Origin of the sequence: Streptomyces sp. SM18 (assembly GCF_002910775.2) — a bacterium.
GTDB lineage: Bacteria > Actinomycetota > Actinomycetes > Streptomycetales > Streptomycetaceae > Streptomyces > Streptomyces halstedii.
Window position 1 is genome coordinate 1,358,664 of sequence record NZ_CP029342.1, and the last position, 20,297, is coordinate 1,378,960.

Annotated in this window: 17 protein-coding genes; 13 read left to right on the forward strand and 4 right to left on the reverse strand. The window is 72.0% G+C overall.

The annotated features are described in order from the left end of the window. Positions 1-87 precede the first annotated feature (87 nt). Entirely contained in the window at positions 88-810 is a 723-nt protein-coding gene (locus B9S64_RS05975) for a ZIP family metal transporter (RefSeq protein ID WP_103489730.1), read from the reverse strand. 133 nt (positions 811-943) lie between these two features. Between B9S64_RS05975 and cobC the strand changes: the two genes are divergently transcribed. Beyond that, a complete protein-coding gene (cobC, locus tag B9S64_RS05980; protein ID WP_103489731.1) occupies positions 944-2,557 on the forward strand; it encodes an Rv2231c family pyridoxal phosphate-dependent protein CobC in 1,614 nt (537 codons plus the stop codon). Positions 2,558-3,421: 864 nt separating this feature from the next. On the opposite strand, the gene B9S64_RS05985 is transcribed toward cobC, so the two are convergent. Both B9S64_RS05985 and B9S64_RS05990 read right to left on the reverse strand, forming a co-directional pair. After that, positions 3,422-4,549, reverse strand: a complete 1,128-nt coding sequence (locus B9S64_RS05985) for an SCO1860 family LAETG-anchored protein (RefSeq protein ID WP_103489732.1) — start codon at positions 4,547-4,549, stop codon at positions 3,422-3,424. 365 nt (positions 4,550-4,914) lie between these two features. Next, complete coding sequence (locus B9S64_RS05990; RefSeq protein WP_103489733.1) at positions 4,915-5,991, reverse strand: amidohydrolase family protein; 1,077 nt, start codon at positions 5,989-5,991, stop codon at positions 4,915-4,917. 136 nt (positions 5,992-6,127) lie between these two features. On the opposite strand from B9S64_RS05990, the gene B9S64_RS05995 reads away from it, so the two are divergent. From B9S64_RS05995 to B9S64_RS06050, 12 genes are all read left to right on the forward strand, one after another. Beyond that, positions 6,128-7,234: an alanine--glyoxylate aminotransferase family protein gene (locus B9S64_RS05995; protein WP_109491984.1), complete on the forward strand. Its 1,107-nt coding sequence runs from the start codon at positions 6,128-6,130 to the stop codon at positions 7,232-7,234. A 340-nt stretch (positions 7,235-7,574) separates the two neighbouring features. Beyond that, on the forward strand, positions 7,575-8,105 hold the full coding sequence (gene ectA, locus B9S64_RS06000; RefSeq protein ID WP_203631367.1) for a diaminobutyrate acetyltransferase: 531 nt from the start codon (positions 7,575-7,577) through the stop codon (positions 8,103-8,105). A 132-nt stretch (positions 8,106-8,237) separates the two neighbouring features. Then, positions 8,238-9,500: a diaminobutyrate--2-oxoglutarate transaminase gene (ectB, locus tag B9S64_RS06005; protein ID WP_103490302.1), complete on the forward strand. Its 1,263-nt coding sequence runs from the start codon at positions 8,238-8,240 to the stop codon at positions 9,498-9,500. A 63-nt stretch (positions 9,501-9,563) separates the two neighbouring features. Continuing rightward, entirely contained in the window at positions 9,564-9,962 is a 399-nt protein-coding gene (locus tag B9S64_RS06010; RefSeq protein WP_028440400.1) for an ectoine synthase, read from the forward strand. A 3-nt stretch (positions 9,963-9,965) separates the two neighbouring features. Then, entirely contained in the window at positions 9,966-10,859 is an 894-nt protein-coding gene (thpD, locus tag B9S64_RS06015) for an ectoine hydroxylase (RefSeq protein WP_028440399.1), read from the forward strand. Between the two features lie 247 nt (positions 10,860-11,106). Further along, a complete protein-coding gene (locus tag B9S64_RS06020) occupies positions 11,107-11,859 on the forward strand; it encodes a DUF1684 domain-containing protein (RefSeq protein ID WP_103490303.1) in 753 nt (250 codons plus the stop codon). A 63-nt stretch (positions 11,860-11,922) separates the two neighbouring features. Continuing rightward, positions 11,923-13,440: an ABC transporter substrate-binding protein gene (locus B9S64_RS06025; RefSeq protein WP_103490304.1), complete on the forward strand. Its 1,518-nt coding sequence runs from the start codon at positions 11,923-11,925 to the stop codon at positions 13,438-13,440. Further along, complete coding sequence (locus B9S64_RS06030) at positions 13,440-14,405, forward strand: ABC transporter permease (RefSeq protein ID WP_103490305.1); 966 nt, start codon at positions 13,440-13,442, stop codon at positions 14,403-14,405. Before B9S64_RS06025 ends, B9S64_RS06030 begins: the two co-directional genes overlap by 1 nt. Then, on the forward strand, positions 14,402-15,295 hold the full coding sequence (locus B9S64_RS06035; RefSeq protein WP_103490306.1) for an ABC transporter permease: 894 nt from the start codon (positions 14,402-14,404) through the stop codon (positions 15,293-15,295). The genes B9S64_RS06030 and B9S64_RS06035 overlap by 4 nt, the downstream gene beginning before the upstream one ends. Beyond that, positions 15,292-16,092: an ABC transporter ATP-binding protein gene (locus tag B9S64_RS06040; RefSeq protein ID WP_103490307.1), complete on the forward strand. Its 801-nt coding sequence runs from the start codon at positions 15,292-15,294 to the stop codon at positions 16,090-16,092. Before B9S64_RS06035 ends, B9S64_RS06040 begins: the two co-directional genes overlap by 4 nt. Next, complete coding sequence (locus tag B9S64_RS06045; RefSeq protein ID WP_103490308.1) at positions 16,089-16,859, forward strand: ABC transporter ATP-binding protein; 771 nt, start codon at positions 16,089-16,091, stop codon at positions 16,857-16,859. The genes B9S64_RS06040 and B9S64_RS06045 overlap by 4 nt, the downstream gene beginning before the upstream one ends. 107 nt (positions 16,860-16,966) lie before the next feature. Beyond that, the gene (locus tag B9S64_RS06050; protein WP_103490309.1) at positions 16,967-17,980 is read left to right on the forward strand and encodes a VOC family protein; all 1,014 of its coding nucleotides are present in this window, start codon (positions 16,967-16,969) and stop codon (positions 17,978-17,980) included. A gap of 50 nt (positions 17,981-18,030) precedes the next feature. On the opposite strand, the gene B9S64_RS06055 is transcribed toward B9S64_RS06050, so the two are convergent. Beyond that, the gene (locus tag B9S64_RS06055; protein WP_103490310.1) at positions 18,031-20,076 is read right to left on the reverse strand and encodes a beta-galactosidase; all 2,046 of its coding nucleotides are present in this window, start codon (positions 20,074-20,076) and stop codon (positions 18,031-18,033) included. Between the last annotated feature and the right edge of the window lie 221 nt (positions 20,077-20,297).

Sequence of the window (20,297 nt, forward strand, 5' to 3'; positions counted from 1 at the left end):
GCCTGGGGCCGGGGCGGATCAGACCGGGGTGGCTCGACGGTCCGGGGCGGCTCGGCGGTCGGGGGCGGCTCGGCGGTCGGGGGCGGCTCAGTCCGCGACGCCGACCACCAGCCAGATGAAGCCCACTCCGGCGACGGTGCACAGCAGGGTGGAGCGGGCCGGGTGGTCGTGGTGCGCCTCGGGCAGGATCTCGGCCGCGGCCAGGTAGAGGAGCGCCCCGCCGAAGAATCCGATGTAACAGCCGAGCAGTTCCTCCGGAAGGGTGAAGAAGAGTGTGGTGGCCGCCCCCGCGACCGGGGCGAGGGCGTCCGCGAACAGCATGAGGAGGGCCTTGCGGCGGGCGTTCCCGTAGAGGCTGGTGATCGTGTACGTGTTGAAGCCGTCGGCGAAGTCATGGGTGATGACGGCGAGCGCCACCGCGGCGCCCATCCCGCCGCCGATCTGGAACGCGGCGCCGAGTGCGACACCGTCCATCAGGCTGTGGCCCACCATCGCGGCCGCCGCCGTCAGCCCGACCTGCGGCACCCGCCCCTCGGCGGCCCCGTGTGCCGCCTGGCGGACCGCCAGGGAACGCTCAACGAGGTGCGCCGTCAGGAAGCCGCCCACGAACAGCAGCAGTGCCGCCGGTACGCCGAAGATGTCGTCGCCCGCCGCGTCCAGCGCCTCGGGCAGCAGGTCGAGGCCGACGACGCCCAGCATCAGCCCGCCGGCGAATCCGAGGACCAGGTGTCTGCGGTCGCTGACGCGCTGCGCGACCCAGCCGCCCGCCAGGGTCATCAGGAACGCGCCGAGCGCGACGAATACCGCCATGGGCCCTTGCTAGCGGATTGACCCCGCTCCGCGCACGTCAGGCCGTTTGTGGTCGTGTCCCGCGTCCCCGACCCCGTCTCTCCGCTCCTCGCTCCCGTCCCGCGTTCCCGTCCCGCCCCTGGAAGGACTCTCCATGACCCGTCATGCGCTCGTGGTCGGTGTCGGCGCCCGCCGGGGTGTGCCGGCCGAGGAGGTGGTGGGGCTGATCCTCACGACGCTGGGGGCGGCCGGGCTGCGGGGCGCGGACGTGGTCGCCCTGGCGACGCTCGACGTCCGGGCGGACGAGCCGGGGATCATCGGCGCCGCGACGCGTCTGGGGCTGCCGGTCCGGCCGTATCCGGCGGAGGTGCTGGCGCGGGTACGGGTGCCGAACCCGTCGCGGGCGGCGCGGGCCGCCGTGTCCACCGGTTCCGTGGCCGAGGCCGCGGCGCTGGCGGGAGCGGAGGCCGACGCGAGGGCTGGTGCGCGGGCCGGCGCGGGGGCGGAGGTGGGGGCGGAGAGAGGGGCAGGCGAGTGCGGGGCGGCGGATGGGGCGGGTGGCGGTGAACTGGTGGTCGCCAAGCGGAAGTCGGCGTCGGCGACCTGCGCGGTGGCCCGCCGGATTCCTTTCATCGGCACCCCGGCATCGACGGATGGCTCCGCGCCGTTCACCATGGCTGCCATGCTGCCCCCCACGAAGCACATCGACAGCGCCGGGCCCGATCTGCGGCACCACGGCGACGCTGAGGTACGCGGTCTGGATCTGACCGACCTGGCCGTGAACGTACGCACCAACACACCCCCCGACTGGCTGCGGGAGCGCATAGCCGCGTCGCTGGGCTCACTGGCCTCCTATCCGGACGGAGGCCCGGCACGGGCGGCCGTCGCCTCGCGGCACGGGCTGCCCGAGGAACGGGTCCTGCTGACGGCCGGTGCCGCCGAGGCGTTCGTCCTGATCGCGCGGGCCCTGCCGGCCCGGCGGCCGGTGGTGGTGCACCCGCAGTTCACCGAACCGGAAGCGGCACTGCGGGCCGCCGGTCACGAGGTGGGACGGGTACTGCTGCGCCCGGAGGACGGCTTCCGGCTGGACCCGGCGGCGGTACCCGACGACGCGGACCTGGTGGTGATCGGCAATCCGACCAACCCGACCTCCGTACTCCACCCGGCCGGTGTACTGGAGCGACTGACGCGCCCCGGGCGGACCCTGGTGGTCGACGAGGCGTTCATGGACGCCGTACCCGGGGAGCGCGAGGCCCTCTGCGCGCGTACGGACCTTCCCGGGCTGGTCGTGCTCCGGAGCCTGACGAAGACCTGGGGTCTGGCGGGGCTGCGGATCGGATACGTCCTGGCTGATCCGGCGACCGTCGCCACACTGGAGGGGGCGCAGCCGTTGTGGCCGGTGTCCTCCCCGGCCCTGGCGGCGGCGGAGGCGTGCATGGAGCCGCGTGCGCTGGTGGAGGCGGCGGACGCGGCGGACCGGGTCGCGGTGGACCGGTCCCATCTGCTGGCCGGACTGGCGGAGTTCGGCGAGGTACACGTGGTGGAACCGTCCGCCGGGCCGTTCGTCCTGCTGCGGACGGAGCGGGCGGACGAGGTCCGGGAGCGGCTGCGGGCACTGGGGTTCGCGGCCCGGCGCGGGGACACGTTTCCCGGACTGGGCGCCGAGTGGCTGCGGTTGGCGGTACGCGACCGGGCGACGACGAATCGTTTCCTCCAGGCGTTCGACCTGGCACTGCAGGGCTTGCCACGGAGAGCCGCCGCCGACTGAGGCGGGAGCGCTGCCCTTGCGCGAGAGCGGTGCTTGTGCGTGAGAGCGGTGGCCGTGAGCAAGAGCGGTGCTTGCGCGTGAGAGCAGTGGCCGTGGCGGAGAGCGGTGCTCTCGTGCGGGTGCGGCTGTCGTGCGCGGGAGCGGTGCTCGCGTGCGGGTGCGGCCGCCGTGCGCGGGAGCGGCGCCCGTGGGCGAGAGCAGTGCCCGTGGGCGAGAGCACTGCTCGCATGCGGATGCGGACCTCCTGCGTGAGAGCGGTGACCGCAGGCGAGAGCAGTGCTCACGTGTGGGGACGGCCCTCGTGCGCAAGAGCGGTGCTCACGCGGGAACGGAAGCCGAAGGCTGGAACGGCAGTGCTCAGGGGCCGGGCCCGATGCTCGCGTCTGTGCGCGTGCGCAGACGAGAGCAGTGCCCGCTTGTGTGAGCACTGCTCCCGTACGTGACCGGTGGTCTGGCGGGTGGGGCCTGGAGGGGCGTTCCCAGCGGGCCGGGCGGGGAGCAGTGCTCGTAAGCGTGAGCACTGCTCACTTCCCGTCCGCCGCCGTCCCCTTCCCCCGTTCCCGTATCTCAGCCCCTTGTCCGCGCCACACCCCCGTTCCCGCTACCCGTTCCTCCGTCCCCGTTCAGGACCCGCCCCTGACACCCCCGGTTCAGGGCCCCGCCCCTCCGTTCCCCGTCTCCCCCGTCCCCCGTTCCCGTTCCCGTTCCCGTTCAGGACGAGGCCCTGCCTCCCCCGGTTCAGGGCCTCGTCCCCCGTTCAGGACCGGCCCTGCCCCCCCCTGGTTCAGGGCCTCGCTCCCCGGCCTTCCCTCGCCCCCGTGCCGTGCGCCTCCGTCCCGGTCCCCCGTCAGGCTCGGCCTCCGGTCAGTTCTGCGTGGAGCGCCTGCGGGCGATGACCGTGGCTCCGGCGCCGGCGGCCAGCAGGACGGCCGCGCCTCCCGCGATGTACGGGGTGGAGGAGCTGGAGCCCGTCTCGGCGAGGTCGCCGGTTCCGGAGGCCTGGGCCTTGTCGGTGCCCGTCTGGGGCTTCACGTCGCTGATCCCCTCGCCCTTGCCCGAGCCGTCGCCGCCCGTGCCGCCCTCGTGGCCGGAGCCGTCGTCACCTCCGGTCGCACCGCCGTTCCCCGAACCACCGTTCTCGGAGCCGCCGTTACCCGAACCACCGTTCTCCGAACCGCCGTTGCCGGAACCGCCGTTCTCGGAACCGCCGTTCCCCGAGCCGCCGTTCTCCGAACCCCCGTTGCCCGAGCCCCCGTTGCCCGAGCCGCCGCCCTTCGGGGTCTCGCAGGTCGCCTCGGCCAGGGTGACCTCTCCCTCCACCTCGGCGACGTTGAGCTTCAGCGGGTTCACCGAGACCCGGAGCTGGAGCGCCGTCGCGGCGGCCGTGCGCGTGGTGGTGCTGGTCTTCGACAGGTCGAGGGTGACCGAGCCGACGCCCGGGACCTCGATGTTCGTCGTGCCGCCCGACGAGAGGCTGATCCGCTTGCCGAGCACCGAGACATGGCCCAGTACGTTCGACTCGGCGACCGGCTTCTTGCCCGTCTCGCACAGCGCCTTGGACGTGACCTCCTCGACCTCGATCAGGGAGAGCCTGGGCAGTCCGGGCACGTGCACCCGGGCCTTCACGAGGTTGGCGCGGCCCTCGGCCTTGTGCGCGTCCGCGGTGGCCTCCGCCGTGGCGACGTCCGCCTGGAGCACCTCGACCGGCTGGCCCTGGTCGACCCCGTCGAGCTTCACGCTGAGCGCGCTCTTCTCCGCGCTGGCCGGCGCGTGCACCTCGTTGAGCGTGACCTTGAGCGGTACGTCGACCGCCTTGTTCAGGAGCGAGACGTCCAGGCCGGTGCGCAGCACGACGGCGCTCGCCTTTCCGTGGGCGGTGTCCGGGGTCGCCGGGACGGTCGCGGTGGCGGCCTGCGCGGGGACGGCGACCAGCAGAGCGACGGGTGCGGCGGCGACCGCCAGGGCAGCCAGACGGAAGGTGTTGCTGTTCAAGATGGTGGAACCCCCACAAGAGACATGGAGCCACCGGCGCCGTCCAATGGGGGACATCGCGGGCGCCGGTGGCCTCGACTCCGTGAATCTTTACGCACGGAGGGTGAACTGACAGACACCTGGCGTCAGTTCACTCCAAAGGGGGGTTTCCGTGTACGTATTCGAATCTTTCGGCACGGGAGTTCCCCTCAGTCACCCGTTTCGCCGAGCGTGGACGGCGCGGAGCACGGATCGGCCCGTCCGCGTACGGATCGCGTACAGAAAGGTGTTCACCGTACGGAGAGGGCTCAACGAGCCGGGGACGCCCGAGGTCACCGCCGGTCAACATCGCGCCCACCCGCCCGCCGCACGGCGGACCCGGGCGGTCAGCCGACGACGCGGCCGTTGAGCACCACGCTGCGGGGCCCCGCCAGGACGCGTACGTCGGCGCGCGGGTCCTCGTCGTACACCACCAGGTCCGCCGGGGCCCCCTCCTCCAGCGCCGGGCGCCCCAGCCAGCTCCGTGCGCCCCAGGTCGTCGCGGAGAGCGCCTCCAGGGGCGGGATGCCCGCCTTCACCAGCTCGGCCACCTCGGCGGCCACCAGCCCGTGGGGCAGCGAGCCGCCCGCGTCGGTCCCGACGAAGACGGGGACGCCCGCGTCGTAGGCCGCCCGGACGGTGTCGTAGCGGCGCTCGTACAGCTGCCGCATATGGGCCGACCAGCGGGGGAACTTGGCCTCGCCGCCCGCCGCGAGGTCCGGGAAGGTGGCGATGTTGACCAGCGTCGGGACGATCGCCACACCGCGCTCCGCGAAGAGCGGGATCGTGTCCTCGGTGAGCCCGGTCGCGTGCTCGATACAGTCGATCCCCGCCTCCACCAGGTCGCGCAGGGCGGCCTCGGCGAAGCAGTGCGCGGTGACCCGCGCGCCGAGACGGTGCGCCTCGGCGATGGCGGCCTCGACCTCGCCGCGCGGCCAGCAGGCGGTCAGGTCCCCGGCGTCCCGGTCGATCCAGTCGCCCACGAGCTTCACCCAGCCGTCACCGCGCCGCGCCTCCCGGGCCACGTAGGCGACGAGGTCGCCGGGCTCGATCTCGTGGGCGTAGTTGCGGATGTACCGGCGGGTCCGGGCGATGTGCCGGCCCGCCCTGATGATCTTCGGCAGGTCCTCCCGGTCGTCCGTCCACCGGGTGTCGGACGGGGATCCGGCGTCCCTGACCAGGAGGGTCCCGGCCTCCCGCTCGGTGAGCGCCTGCTTCTCGGCGGTGGCCGCGTCCACCGGCCCGTGCCGGTCGAGGCCGACGTGGCAGTGCGCGTCGACGAGGCCGGGCAGCGCCCAGCCGGTGAGGACCGGCGCCGCGTCCCCGCCCGGCGGCCGCTCGTGGGTGATCCGGCCGTCCACGGCCCAGATCTCGTCCCTGACGTCGTCGGGGCCGAGCAGCACCCGCCCCGTGATCCGCAGTATCCGCGCCGCCTGGTGATCGCTCATGCACAGCACTGTACGAGGCACCGCGCCCGGGGCCGACGGGTGTGCTCGGTACGCTCGGACGCACGCGCTCCCGAGCGCGGACCGCCGACGGCACACCTGAAGAGAGCACCCCGTGACGCACCCCTTCCTCGACCTCCCGCCGCTCACCGCCGCCCACTTCGCGGCGATCGAGCGGAGGGTCGCCGGTCTCCTCGCCACCGAGCAGGACGTCGTCATCACCCAGGGCGAGGCGCTGCTGCCGCTGGAAGGCTGCGTCCGGGGTGGCGCCCGGCCCGGTTCGACCGCGCTGAACGTGGTGACCGGCCCGTACGGGCAGACCTTCGGCGACTGGCTGCGGGACTGCGGCGCCGAGGTGGTCGACCTGGTGGTGCCCTTCCACGCCGCGGTCACCGCCGAGCAGGTCGAGCGGGCGCTGGCCGCGCACCCGGAGATCGACTTCGTGTCGCTGGTGCACGCCGAGGCGGCGACCGGCAACACCAATCCGGTCGCGGAGATCGGCGAGGCGGTCCGGGCGCACGGCGCCCTCTTCATGCTGGACGCCGTCGCGTCGGTCGGCGCCGAGCCGCTGCTGCCGGACGCCTGGGGCGTGGACCTGTGTGTGATCGGCGCGCAGAAGGCGATGGGCGGCCCGGCGGGTGTCTCCGCGGTGTCGGTGAGCGAGCGGGCGTGGGAGCGGCTGGCGGACAACCCGCGGGCGCCGCGCCGCTCCTACCTCTCGCTGCTGGACTGGAAGTCCCGGTGGATCGACGCGGGCCGCACGGCGCTGCCGCACGCCCCGGCGCAGTTGGAGATGCTGGCGCTGGAGGCGTGCCTGGAGCGGATCGAGGCGGAGGGCCTGACCACGGTGACGGCCCGTCACGCCGCGGCGGCGGCGGCCACCCGGGCGGGGGCGGTGGCCCTCGGCGGCGGCCTGGAGCCGTACGTCCACGAGGCGCGGGACGCCGCGCCGGTCGCCACGACGCTGCGGGTGCCGGCCGGGACCGACGCCACCGCGCTCGTGCGGGGCGCGCTCGCCGTCGATCCGTCGCTGCCGCTGGTGGCCGGCGGCGGGGCGCTCGCCGCCGAGATGATCCGCGTCAACCACTACGGCGCGGACGCGACCCGGGACGCGGTGCTCTCCTCGCTGGCCGCCCTGGGGTCCGCGCTCACGGACGCGGGCCGGGCCACCGACCTGGACGCCGCCCGCGACGCGGTCGCGGAAGCCTGGCCGAACGACTGATCGGAATACGCCGGACGGTCCGGCTCATATATTCCAATTAATGCGGGGAGCTGCTTTATCGAGAGCAGCTCCCCGCATTCTTTTGCCCGCAATCCCCGGACCTAAACGCCACACTTTCGAGGGATGCCAGTTCTACGTAATCCGGACATGCGTCAGGAGAGTTACAACCCTGTGACCGACTCCACAGGGAGGGCGTTATGCACCATAAATTCCGGTCAAAGGGTGAGAAAACGCCGTCGATTTCGATGCGGCTCACGCCCGCGTGATAACACAGACGCCTCCGTCACCCAACCCCTCGCGGCGATGCAATTTCGATTTTTGCTGGGTAAATTCAATTCGCATGACCGCCGCACCAGCAGATTTTGCCCGTGCCCGAAGCGAATTCCTTACCATCGACGCCCCGCGAGTGGAGGACGGAGCCGCGATCTGGCGCATCGCCCGCGACTCCGAGGTCCTGGACCTCAACTCCTCGTACAGCTACCTGCTGTGGTGCCGTGACTTCGCGGCGACCTCCGTGGTCGCGCGCGACGAGAAGGGCGAGGCCATCGCCTTCGTGACGGGGTACATCCGGCCCGACCGGCCCGAGACGCTCGTCGTCTGGCAGGTCGCCGTGGACGAGGCCCACCGCGGGAACGGTCTGGCGGCGAAGCTGCTGGACGCGCTGACCGCACGGGTCGCGGCCGAGGGGGACCTGGTCTCCCTGGAGACGACCGTCACCCCGGACAACACCGCGTCCGACCGGCTGTTCACCTCCTACGCCGAGCGCCACGACGTGGGCCTGGAGCGCGAGGTGCTCTTCGACGGCGGGCTGTTCCCCGAGGGGACACACCTGCCGGAGGTGCTGTACCGCATCGGCCCGTTCCACGCGTAAGGGCCCCTCAGGTCCGCCCGTCCGGGCGGCCCCCGGACCGGACCCCGCCCCCGCCCGGGGCGCGCCCGGCCCCGCCCCGTCCGGAGCACACGCCCACCCGCCTCCCGTCACCCCCAACGCAGGAGACCCGCTGTGACCATCACCCCGCCCGCCCTGAGTGTCTTCGAGAGCCTCGAATCGGAAGTACGCAGCTACTGCCGCGGCTGGCCCGCCGTGTTCGACCGCGCGCAGGGCGCCCGGCTGACCGACGAGGACGGCCACTCGTACCTCGACTTCTTCGCCGGTGCCGGCTCGCTCAACTACGGCCACAACAACCCGGTGCTGAAACGCGCGCTGATCGACTACATCGAGCGTGACGGCATCACCCACGCCCTGGACATGGCCACGACCGCCAAACGCGCGTTCCTGGAGACGTTCGAGAACGTGATCCTGCGCCCGCGGGACCTGCCGTACAAGGTGATGTTCCCCGGCCCGACCGGCACGAACGCCGTCGAGTCCGCGCTGAAGCTCGCCCGCAAGGTCAAGGGCCGCGAGTCCGTCGTCTCCTTCACCAACGCCTTCCACGGCATGTCGCTGGGGTCGCTCGCCGTGACCGGCAACGCCTTCAAGCGCGCCGGCGCCGGCATCCCGCTGGTGCACGGCACCCCGATGCCGTTCGACAACTACTTCGACGGCACGGTCCCCGACTTCCTCTGGTTCGAACGGCTCCTGGAGGACCAGGGCTCCGGCCTGAACAAGCCCGCCGCGGTGATCGTGGAGACCGTGCAGGGCGAGGGCGGCATCAACGTGGCCCGCGCCGAGTGGCTGCGCGCGCTCCAGGACCTGTGCCACCGCCAGGACATGCTGCTGATCGTCGACGACATCCAGATGGGCTGCGGGCGTACCGGCGGCTTCTTCTCCTTCGAGGAGGCCGGCATCGTCCCGGACATCGTCACGCTGTCGAAGTCCATCAGCGGGTACGGCCTGCCGATGTCGCTCTGCCTCTTCAAGGGCGAGCTGGACATCTGGGAGCCCGGTGAGCACAACGGCACCTTCCGCGGCAACAACCCGGCGTTCGTCACCGCCGCCGCCGCGCTCGACGCCTACTGGGCGGACGGCCAGATGGAGAAGCAGACCCTGGCCCGCGGCGAGCAGGTGGAGCAGACGCTGCTGGCGATCTGCGGCGAGGACCCCAGCGCCCAGTTCCGCGGCCGCGGCCTGGTCTGGGGTCTGGAGTTCTCCGACCCGGCGCGCGCGTCCGCCGTCTGCGCCCGCGCCTTCGAACTGGGCCTGCTGCTGGAGACCTCGGGCCCGCAGAGCGAGGTCGTGAAGCTGCTGCCGCCGCTGACCATCACCCCCGAAGAGCTGGACGAGGGCCTGCGCACGCTGGCCCGCTGCGTCCGCGAGACCGTCTGACCCGGGCAGCGCCCGGGACGGGCACCGATTGAGCAGGACAGAAGAGAAAGGCACCATCCCACCGTGATCGTCCGATCGTTCAGTGACATCGAGAACACCGACCGGCACATCAGGTCCGCTTCCGGGACCTGGGAGAGCAAGCGCATCGTGCTCGCCAAGGAGAAGGTCGGCTTCTCGCTCCACGAGACCGTGCTGTACGCGGGCACGGAGACCTCCATGTGGTACGCCAACCACATCGAGGCGGTGCTCTGCACCGAGGGTGAGGCCGAGCTCACCAACGACGAGACCGGCGAGACGCACTGGATCTCGCCGGGAACGATGTACCTGCTGGACGGGCACGAGCACCACACGCTGCGGCCCAAGACCGACTTCCGCTGCGTCTGCGTCTTCAACCCTCCCGTCACCGGACGGGAGGACCATGACGAGAACGGTGTCTATCCGCTGCTGACCGAGGAGGGCTGAACCATGACCACCGAGGTGCGAACCGACCTCTACCCCACGCGCGGCGCCGCCGAGATGACCACTCCCCGCCAGGACCCGGTCATCTGGTCCGCGCCGGGCGCGCCCGGACCGATCTCCGCGAAGGACCTCCAGTCCTTCGAGCACGACGGCTTCCTCGCCGTCGAACAGCTCATCGCGCCGGAGGAGGTGGCCGGGTACCACGCCGAGCTGGACCGCCTCGTCGCCGATCCGGCGGTGCGCGCCGACGAGCGTTCGATCATCGAGCCGAAGTCCCAGAGCGTGCGGTCGGTCTTCGAGGTCCACAAGATCAGCGAGGTCTTCGCGCGGCTCGTCAGCGACGAGCGCGTGGTGGGCCGGGCCCGCCAGATCCTCGGCTCCGACGTGTACGTCCACCAGTCCCGGATCAACGTCAAGCCGGGCTTCGGGGCCTCGGGCTTCTACTGGCACTCGGACTTCGAGACCTGGCACGCCGAGGACGGCCTGCCGAACATGCGGACCGTGTCGGTCTCGATCGCGCTGACCGAGAACTTCGACACCAACGGCGGGCTGATGATCATGCCCGGCTCGCACAAGACGTTCCTCGGCTGCGCGGGTGAGACGCCGAAGGACAACTACAAGAAGTCGCTCCAGATGCAGGACGCCGGCACCCCGTCCGACGAGGCGCTGACGGCGATGGCCGACCGGCACGGCATCAAGCTCTTCACGGGCAAGCCCGGTTCGGGCACCTGGTTCGACTGCAACGCGATGCACGGTTCGGGGGACAACATCACCCCGTACGCGCGCAGCAACGTCTTCATCGTGTTCAACAGTGTGGAGAACACGGCCCAGGAGCCCTTCGCGGCTCCGATCCGCCGCCCGGAGTTCATCGGGGCGCGTGACTTCACACCGGTGAAGTAGGGCGTAGCACGACACGGGTCAGGGGCGGGACGCACCATGCGTCCCGCCCCTGACCTGTGCCGTACGCGGGGAGCCGACGGCCCGGCTCCCGGCGGTGGCCGGACGTCTCCTTCGCACCCGCGACTTCTCAGAGGACGAGACGCCATTTGACATTAGATAGCTTTATAGGTCCTATAGGGCATGCTTTGAGCATGGATTCACGCGGCGTGACCTCACGCGGCGCGATCACTTCCGTCTCCCTAGGTGAATGAGCCAGACCGTGACACACCCGGCCGTACCCCTCCCGCCGACCAGCGACCCCGGCCCCGCGGCGGACTGGGACGCCTGGCGCGCCGAACGCCGTCAGGCGCTCACCTCGCCGACCGGGAACCTGGCCCTCGTCGAGACCCGCTGGCTGCCCGCCGGGGAACGCCCCGACATCGAGGCGGCCCGCGCGGGACAGCCCGGCACCGTGACCGTGACCGCGCTGGAGCGGACCGACCTCGTCACCGGGGAACCCGAGCACGGGCTGCGGTTCTGGGACTCCGCGTCGCCGGCCCTCCGCCACTTCGAGGACACGGCCGCCTTCCCCTACGACCCGCGCTGGGTCCTGGAGGCGTCCCCCACACCGGCACCGGCCGACCGGCGCGTCCCCTTCGAGCACATCCGGGACAACGGCGGCACCCGCGACCTGGTGGTTCCCGAGGACATCGTGCTCACGCTGGACGGGCACACGTACACCCTCAGCGCCTTCGACGACGACGGCACCCTGCTGCTCGTCTTCGGCGACCCGACCAACGGCACCACCACCTACGGGGCCGGACGCTTCCTGTTCGTACGGCGGGCGGCACACGACGACCGCCGGGTCGTCCTCGACTTCAACCGCGCCTTCGTCCCGCCCTGCGGATTCTCCGATCAGTACAACTGTCCGATGCCGCCGCGGCAGAACCGTTTCCACCTGCCCGTCGAGGCAGGCGAGAAGCTTCCCCTCTTCCGCGACGGCTTCCCCGCCCAGCACTGATCGCTCCCCTCCTCTCCCCTCCCAGCGGCACGCATCCCAGCGGCACGAAGGCGCGCATCCCTCATGAACATCAAGAAGACCTCCCTGTACGGCACCGCCACCGCGGTCACCCTCACCCTGGCCCTCTCGGCGTGCGGCGGCACGGGCGGCGGCTCCGCCGCGGGCGGCACGTACGACAAGAACGCCACGGTGAACATCGGCTCCCTCTACGAGCCGCAGAACCTGGACAACACCGCGGGCGGCGGCCAGGGGGTCACCGAGGCCCTCAACGGCAACGTCTACGAGGGGCTGTTCAAGCTCACCGACGACGGCGAGGTCGAGCCGCTGCTCGCCCAGGAGCACACCGTCAGCGAGGACGGGCTCACCTACACCTTCACGCTGCGGGACGGGGTGACGTTCCACAGCGGCAAGAAGCTCACCAGCGAGGACGTCAAGTACAGCCTGGAGAAGGTGCTCGCGGACGACTCCCAGTCCGCCCGCAAGAGCAGCCTCGACGTGGTCAAGGACATCGCCACCCCCGACGCGCGGACCCTGGAGGTCACGCTCTCGAAGAGGTCGATCTCCTTCGTCTACAACCTCTCCTACGTCTGGGTCATCAACTCCGAGGCGAAGAACCTGAAGACGAGCGAGGACGGCACCGGGCCGTTCACGCTGAAGAAGTGGACGCGTGGCTCGGCCCTGAGCCTCGACCGGTTCGACGGCTACTGGGGCGACGCGGCCGCGAGCCGCCAGGTCGTCTTCCACTACTACAAGGACGCGACCGCGCTGAACAACGCGCTCCTCACCGACGCCGTGGACGTCGTCACGAGCGAGCAGTCCCCCGACGCCCTCGGCCAGTTCACCTCGAACGCGAAGTACAAGGTCAACGACGGCGACTCCACCACCAAGCTGCTGCTCGCCTTCAACGACAAGGCCAAGCCCTTCACCGACGTCAAGGTGCGCCAGGCCGTCTCCGCCGCGATCGACGACAAGAAGCTGCTGGAGTCCGTCTGGGACGGCTACGGCAAGGAGATCGGCTCGATGGTCCCGCCCACCGACCCGTGGTACGAGGACCTCACCCGGACCGACACCCACGACCCCGCGCGGGCCAAGAAGCTGCTGAAGGAGGCCGGTTACGCCGACGGCTTCAGCTTCACCCTCGACACCCCCAACTACGACCCGCACCCGACCGCCGCGACCTTCATCAAGTCGGAGCTGGCCAAGGTCGGCGTCACGGTGAAGATCAACACGATCACGCCGGACGAGTGGTACACGAAGGTCTACCAGAACCACGACTTCACGGCCACGCTCCAGGAGCACGTCAACGACCGCGACCTGGTCTGGTACGGCAACCCCGACTTCTACTGGGGCTACGACAACCCGCAGGTCACGCGCTGGGTCGAGCAGGCGGAGGCGGCCGCCACCGAGGCCGAGCAGACCGAGCTGCTGAAGAAGGTCAACCGCAAGACCGCCGAGGACGCGGCCAGCGAGTGGCTCTACCTCTACCCGCAGATCGTCGTCGCGAACACCAAGGTGTCCGGCTACCCGCTCAACGGCCTCAACTCCCAGTTCTTCGCGTACGACATCAAGAAGAAGAGCTGATGGCGCGGTACCTCCTGCGCCGCTTCGTCTTCCTCCTGGTGTCGCTGGCTCTCGCGAGCGTGGTGCTCTTCGCCCTGCTGCGCCTGCTGCCCGGCGACCCCGCCAACGCGCTCACCTCGGTGGGCGCGAGCCCCGAGCAGATCGCGGCGGCCCGGCACTCCATCGGTTCCGACAAGCCGCTGCCCGAGCAGTTCACCCACTGGCTCGGGCAGCTGGTGAGCGGGGACCTGGGGACGTCGTTCGTCAGCACGCTGCCGGTCGGCCCCGAGGTGGCCTCCCGGCTCGACCTGACGATCCCGCTGACCCTGGCCGCGTTCGTCCTCGCGGTCCTGATCGCGGTGCCGGCCGGATTCGTGGCCGCGTACAAACGGCGCACCTGGTACGGCGCTCTGCTCAGCGGCGTCTCGCAACTGGGCATCGCCGTACCGGTGTTCTGGCTGGGCATGATCCTCGTCGCCGTGTTCGCGCTGAACGCGGGCTGGCTGCCGGCCGGCGGCTTCCCCCCGGACGGCTGGGCGGTCCCCGGTGAGGCGGTCCGTTCGCTGGTCCTGCCCGTGGTGACCATCGCCCTGGTGATGAGCGCCTCGCTGATCCGGTACGTCCGCTCGGCGACCCTGGACGTGCTGGGCAGCGACTACCTGCGCACGGCACGGGCGCTGGGGTCCTCGTTCGGGCAGGCCATGTGGCGCCACGGGCTCCGCAACGCCTCGGTCCCGGTGGTCTCCGTCCTCGGTATCGAGCTGGCCTCCACCCTGCTCGGCGCGGTGGTGGTGGAGTCGGTGTTCGCCCTGCCCGGCCTCGGATCGATGCTCGTCACCGGGATCGCCCAGCACGACTACCCGGTCGTGCAGGGCGTGCTGTTCGTGTCCACCCTGGCCGTCCTACTCATCGGCTTCGCCGCCGACCTCGTGCAGCGGGTCATCGACCCACGGCTGCGCGACCGTCTCTCGGGAGGCACCCGATGACCGGACGGACCACCGAACGCACCACCGGACGTCCGGCCGAGCGGGCCACCGCACCGGCCACCGGACGCCGCCGCCCCGCGCGCTCGTACACCCTGCTCGCCGGGTGCGTGCTGACCGGCCTCATCGTGCTGCTCGCGCTCGTCTCGCTGGTGTGGTCCCCGTACGCGGCCGACGACACCTCCGGCGGACGGCTCGCCGGCCCCGGCTCCGGCCATCCGCTGGGCACCGACAAGCTCGGGCGCGATCTGTTCACCCAGGTGATGACCGGTGCGCGGATCGCCGTCGAGGCGGGCCTGGGCTCGGTGCTGATCGCCGCGGTCCTGGGCGTCCTGCTGGGGCTGCTCACCGCCTTCGCGCAGGGCTGGCTCGACGACACCCTCTCCGCGTTCCTCGACATCCTGATCGCCTTCCCGACGCTGCTGCTGGCGATGCTCATCGTCGCGGCGCACTCGGCCACGCTCGGCTCCGCCGTGCTGGCCATCGGACTCGCCCAGAGCGCGGTCGTGGCCCGGCTGACCCGGATCCTGGTCAAACGGGTCCTCACCCAGGACTACATCACCGCCGCGCGCACCTCCGGCACGTCCTGGCCGCGCACGGTGGCCCAGCACGTCCTCCCCAACATCTGGCCGACCCTCGTGGTCAACCTGGCCCTGCAGTTCGGTCTCGCCGTCCTGGCGGAGGCCGGTCTGTCCTACCTGGGCCTGGGCGTACCGCCGCCGAACGCCTCGTGGGGCGGCATGCTCCAGGAGGCGCAGGCCACCTTCACCACCGCGCCGGCCGGGGCGCTCGCCCCCGGCATCCTGCTGGTCATGCTGGTCGTGGGCGTGAACCTCATCGCGGACGGCCTGCGCGACACCCTCGACCCGACGACCCGGCGGCGGCGCACATGACCCTCCTCGAACTGAGCGGCCTCACCCTCCGCACCACGGACGGGACCACGCTCGTGGACGACCTGTCGCTGACGCTCGCGCGCGGCGAACGGCTGGGGCTCATCGGCGAATCGGGCTCCGGCAAGTCGCTGACCGCGCTGGCGGTCCTCGGCCTCCTGCCGGAAGGCATCACCGCCACCGGAAGCGTCGAACTGGCCGGGACGCAGATCGTCGGCGCGCGGGAGGACCGGCTCACGCGGATGCGCGGACGGGACGCCGCCGTCGTCTTCCAGGAACCGCTCACCGCCCTGGACCCGCTGATGCGGGCCGGCCGCCAGCTGGCCGAACCCCTGCGCAGACGGCACGGGCTCCGGGGCACCGCGCTGAAGCGGGCGGTCCTCGACGCGCTGGAACGGGTCCGGCTGGCGGAACCCGACCGCATCGCCCGGTCCTTCCCGCACGAGATCTCCGGCGGTCAGCGCCAGCGGGTCGCGCTCGCCATGGCACTGGCCTGCGAGCCGAAGCTCCTCATCGCGGACGAGCCGACCACGGCGCTCGACGTGTCCGTACAGGCCGAGATGCTCGACCTGATCGACACGCTCGTCCGGGAACGCGACATGGCCGTCGTCTTCGTCAGCCACGACCTCGCCGTCGTCGCCCGGATCGCCGACCGCGCGGTGGTCATGCGCCAGGGCCGTGCCGTGGAGGAGGGCGCCGTCCTCGACCTCGTCCGCTCACCCGCCCACGCCTACACCAGGGCGCTGGTGGGCAGTGCCCGGCGGCTGGAGTCCGCCCTGAACCTGGGAGACCCCCGATGACGCCTCCGCCGGTACTGGAACTGAGGGACGTGTCGCTGCACCACCGGGGCAGCGGCACCCCCGCCGTCCAGGACGTCTCCCTCACGGTCGAGACCGGCCGCAGTCTCGCCCTCGTCGGCGAGTCCGGCGCGGGCAAGACGACCCTGCTGCGGCTCCTGCTGGGCCTCGGCAGGCCGACCCGGGGAACGGTCGCCTTCGACGGCACCGAGCTCGCGCCGCGCGACCGCCGGCAGATGCGGACCTTCCGGCGCAGTGTGCAGTGCGTCTTCCAGGACCCGTACTCCTCGCTCGACCCCCGCAGGCGCGTCGGTGACATCGTCGCCGAGCCGTTGCGCTCCCTGGGCCTCGACTCGAAGGCCACCGCGGCCCCCAAGGTGGCCGAGGCCCTGGAGCGGGTGGGCCTTCCGGCGGACGCGGCACGGCGCTATCCGCACGAGTTCTCCGGCGGCCAGCGCCAGCGCGTCGCCATCGCCCGTGCGACGGTGTGCCATCCCCGGGTGCTCCTGGCCGACGAACCCGTCAGCGCGCTGGACGTCACCACGCGGGTGGCCGTGGTCGACCTGATCGCCGAGCTGAAGCGGGAGCGGGGACTGACCGTCGTCATGGTCTCCCACGACCTCTCGGTCGTGGCATCCCTGTGCGAACGCACCGCCGTACTGGAGGGCGGCCGCGTCGTCGAACAGGGGGACACGGCGCGGGTGCTGGGCGCCCCCGCGCACCCGTACACCCGCCGTCTCCTCGACGCCGTGCCGCGGCTGCCCGTCTGAGGCCGGGGGAAGGCGGCTTGGGGAAGGCGGCTCCGGGACGGCGGCGCCGGCGGGTGCGGGTGACAACTCGCTGGACCGCGCACCGGCCCGGCGGGGAGAGTGTCGCCATGACCTCCCTCGTACAGCACATCACCATCGACTGCGCCGACGCCTATGAACTGGCCCTCTTCTGGGCGGAGGTGCTCGGCTCGTCCGTGTCGGACGACGACGCGCCCGGCGATCCCGAGGCGCTCGTGGAGACCGGGCGGGCGGCACTGCTCTTCGTCACGGTGCCCGAGCCCAAGCGGGCCAAGAACCGGGTGCACCTGGACGTACGCCCCGAGGACCGCACCCGGGACGAGGAGGTCGAGCGGCTGCTCGGTCTGGGTGCCACCCTCGTCGCCGACCACCGCAAGCCGAACGGGCGGGGCTGGGCGACTCTGGCCGACCCCGAGGGCAACGAGTTCTGTGTGGAGGTCGGTGCCGCGGAACGCGCGGCGCTCACCGGTACGCGGCTGCCGGTCACCGCCGACGACGTGACGCTGGCGGTGCGGCTCGCGGCCGACACGCTCGCGGCGTCCCCGGCGGCCGACTGGCATGTCCCGGCGGGGTCGTTGACGTGGGACTGCTGGGAGACCATGGAGCACCTGAGCGACGACCTCTTCGCGTACGCCGTCCAGCTCGGCCCGCGCACACCCCCCACGGAGGCCGATGTGCCCTACCGCTGGGCCCCGGAGCGCGAGGGCGGCCCCTGGAACGCGGTCTTCGCGGACCCGGAGGCGGGACCCGCCGGGCTGCTCCAGACGCTGGAGGCGAGCGGTGCCCTCCTGGCCGCGATGGTGCGGACAGCCTCTCCCGCGCTGCGTTCCTTCCACTCGCACGGCGTCTCCGACCCGGAGGGCTTCGCCGCGATGGGGGTGGTGGAGACCCTCGTGCACACCCACGACGTCGCCGCCGGGCTCTCGCTCTCCTGGGCCCCGCCCACCGAGCTGTGCGACCGGGTGCTGGCCCGGCTCTTCCCGGACGCCCCGGACGACGCCGACCGGTGGGCCGTCCTGCTCTGGTCCACCGGCCGCGCGGATCTCCCGGGCCGTGAGCGGGTCACCTCGTGGAAGTGGCACGGGGCGCCGCTGGCCGGCTGAGCGGCGCGGGGGCCTCCCCGGACGTGCCGCGCCTCCAGCGCCTCAGCGCCTCAGCCGTCGAGCCGTACGACCCGGACGGCGCCCGCCGGCACGGTGAGCTCGTCCACCACGCCCTGGCCGGTGAGGAGTTCGGTGCCGGGCGCGTCGAGTCGTACGCCGGCCGGCGCGTCGGTGTGGTTGATCGCGAAGAGGTAGGTGCCGGTCTCCCCGGTGCGGCGTACGACCTCGACGTCGTGGGCGAGGCCGGTGCGCGGGGTCACGCCCGCGTCGGCCAGCGCCCGGCCCAGCACGGTGTCCAGGTCCGGGCCGCTCAGCCGCGTGGAGACGTACCAGGCGGTGCCCTCGCCGAGCCGGTTGCGGGTGATCGCGGGGCGTCCGGCGGGGAGGCCGTCGGCGTACGTCCAGAGGGTCTCGGCGCCGCGCGGGACCACCACGTCCGACCACACGTCACCGGTCAGATCGGGTCCTTCCGGCGCGCCCTCAGGGGTCGTCAGGCGGACCGTGTGGCCGTCCAGGAGCGGGGAGAACTCCTCGACGGTCAGGCCCAGGACGTCGCGCAGGGCGCCGGGGTAGGGGCCGGGATGCACCGCGTCGTCGGCGTCGACGATCCCGGAGAAGTACGAGACGACGAGGGTGCCGCCGCCTTCGACGTAGCGGCGCAGATTGCGGCCGGTCTCCTCGGTGGCGAGGTAGAGGGCGGGGACGACGACCAGGGGATAGGCGGACAGGTCGGCGTCGGGGTGGGCGAAGTCGACGGTGAGGTGGTGGTCGTAGAGCGCGGCGTAGAAGGTGTCGGCGCGCTCACGGGCGTCGTGGTCCTCGCTGGGGCGCCACTCCAGCCGCTGCGCCCACCAGGACTGCCAGTCCCACAGCATCGCCACGTCGGCGACGGTCCTGGTGCCCCGAATGCCCTCCAGCCGGCCGAGGTCGGCGCCCAGGGCGCTCACCTCGCGCCAGACCCGGGAGTCGGTGCCGGCCTGCGGCACCATCGCGGAGTGGAACTTCTCGGCGCCGCGCCGGGACTGCCGCCACTGGAAGAACATCGCTCCCTCGGAGCCGCGCGCCACATGGGCGAGGCTGTTGCGGGCCATCTCGCCCGGGAGCTTGGCCGGGTTGCGGGGCTGCCAGTTGACGCCTCCGGCGGAGTGCTCCAGCAGCAGCCAGGGCGCGCCGCCCGCGACCGAGCGGGTGAGGTCGGCCGCCATGGCGAGGTTGACGTGGGTGCGGCGCCCGTCGGTGATCAGGTAGTGGTCGTTGGTGACGAGATCGACCTCACGGCCCCAGGCCCAGTAGTCGACCGACTCACACTGGCTGAGCGCGGTCATGAAGTTGGTGGTGACGGGGACGCCGGGGGCGAGCCGGTGCAGGATGTCGCGTTCGGCCGTGAAGTTCTCGCGCATCGTGGCGTCGGCGAAGCGGGCGTAGTCCAGCCGCTGGGCCGGGTTGCCGACGGTGGGGGTGGCGCGGGGCGGCTGGATCTCGTCGAGGCCGTGGTAGCGCTGGCCCCAGAAGGCGGTGCCCCAGGCCTCGTTGACGGCCTCGACCGTGCCGTGCCGGGCGGCGAGCCAGCGGCGGAAGTGGGCGGCGCAGGTGTCGCAGTAGCAGGCGCTGACGGGGACGCCGTACTCGTTGTGCACGTGCCACATGGCGAGGGCCGGGTGCGTGCCGTACCGGCGGGCGAGCTGCTCGGTGATGCCGGCGGCGGCCTGACGGTAGGCGGGCGAGCTGTGGCAGATCGCGCCGCGTGAGCCGAAGGCGTACCGGACCCCGTCCGCGGTGAGCGGCAGGGCGTCGGGGTGGGCGCGGTAGAACCAGGCCGGCGGGGCGACGGTGGGGGTGCCGAGGTCGACGCGGACGCCGTTGACGTGGAGCAGGTCCAGCAGGCGGTCCAGCCAGCCGAAGTCGTAGCGGCCCGGTTCGGGTTCCAGCAGCGCCCAGGAGAAGATCCCGACGCTGACCATGGTCACACCCGCCTCCCGCATGAGGCGCACGTCCTCGTGCCAGACCTCCTCGGGCCACTGCTCGGGGTTGTAGTCGCCGCCGAAGGCCGGCCCTCGCAGGCCGAGCGGGGTGGGAGCGGGCTGTGGGTGCGGCATGGACGTCTCCTGGCTCGGGGGTCTGGGGGGGTCTCGGGGGTCGAGGGGATCTCGGGGTCTCGGGGGTCGAGGGGGGGTGGCTCGGGTGGCTGGAACGGCTCAGGGGCTGGCTCGGTGGGACGAAGTCTGGGAACGTGCACACAGCCACACGGCGACGCTGCGGTCCCGCCGCACACCGCCCCGTACCGGCTTGAGCCAACATAACCGCACAGCAACAACCA

Bases quoted from the DNA above. Each gene is read 5' to 3' on its own strand.
- B9S64_RS05975 (WP_103489730.1), bottom strand. From the start codon at position 810: ATGGCGGTATTCGTCGCGCTCGGCGCGTTCCTGATGACCCTGGCGGGC.
- cobC (WP_103489731.1), top strand. From the start codon at position 944: ATGACCCGTCATGCGCTCGTGGTCGGTGTCGGCGCCCGCCGGGGTGTG.
- ectA (WP_203631367.1), top strand. From the start codon at position 7,575: ATGACCGCCGCACCAGCAGATTTTGCCCGTGCCCGAAGCGAATTCCTT.
- thpD (WP_028440399.1), top strand. From the start codon at position 9,966: ATGACCACCGAGGTGCGAACCGACCTCTACCCCACGCGCGGCGCCGCC.
- B9S64_RS06020 (WP_103490303.1), top strand. From the start codon at position 11,107: ATGAGCCAGACCGTGACACACCCGGCCGTACCCCTCCCGCCGACCAGC.
- B9S64_RS06025 (WP_103490304.1), top strand. From the start codon at position 11,923: ATGAACATCAAGAAGACCTCCCTGTACGGCACCGCCACCGCGGTCACC.
- B9S64_RS06030 (WP_103490305.1), top strand. From the start codon at position 13,440: ATGGCGCGGTACCTCCTGCGCCGCTTCGTCTTCCTCCTGGTGTCGCTG.
- B9S64_RS06035 (WP_103490306.1), top strand. From the start codon at position 14,402: ATGACCGGACGGACCACCGAACGCACCACCGGACGTCCGGCCGAGCGG.
- B9S64_RS06040 (WP_103490307.1), top strand. From the start codon at position 15,292: ATGACCCTCCTCGAACTGAGCGGCCTCACCCTCCGCACCACGGACGGG.
- B9S64_RS06045 (WP_103490308.1), top strand. From the start codon at position 16,089: ATGACGCCTCCGCCGGTACTGGAACTGAGGGACGTGTCGCTGCACCAC.
- B9S64_RS06050 (WP_103490309.1), top strand. From the start codon at position 16,967: ATGACCTCCCTCGTACAGCACATCACCATCGACTGCGCCGACGCCTAT.
- B9S64_RS06055 (WP_103490310.1), bottom strand. From the start codon at position 20,076: ATGCCGCACCCACAGCCCGCTCCCACCCCGCTCGGCCTGCGAGGGCCG.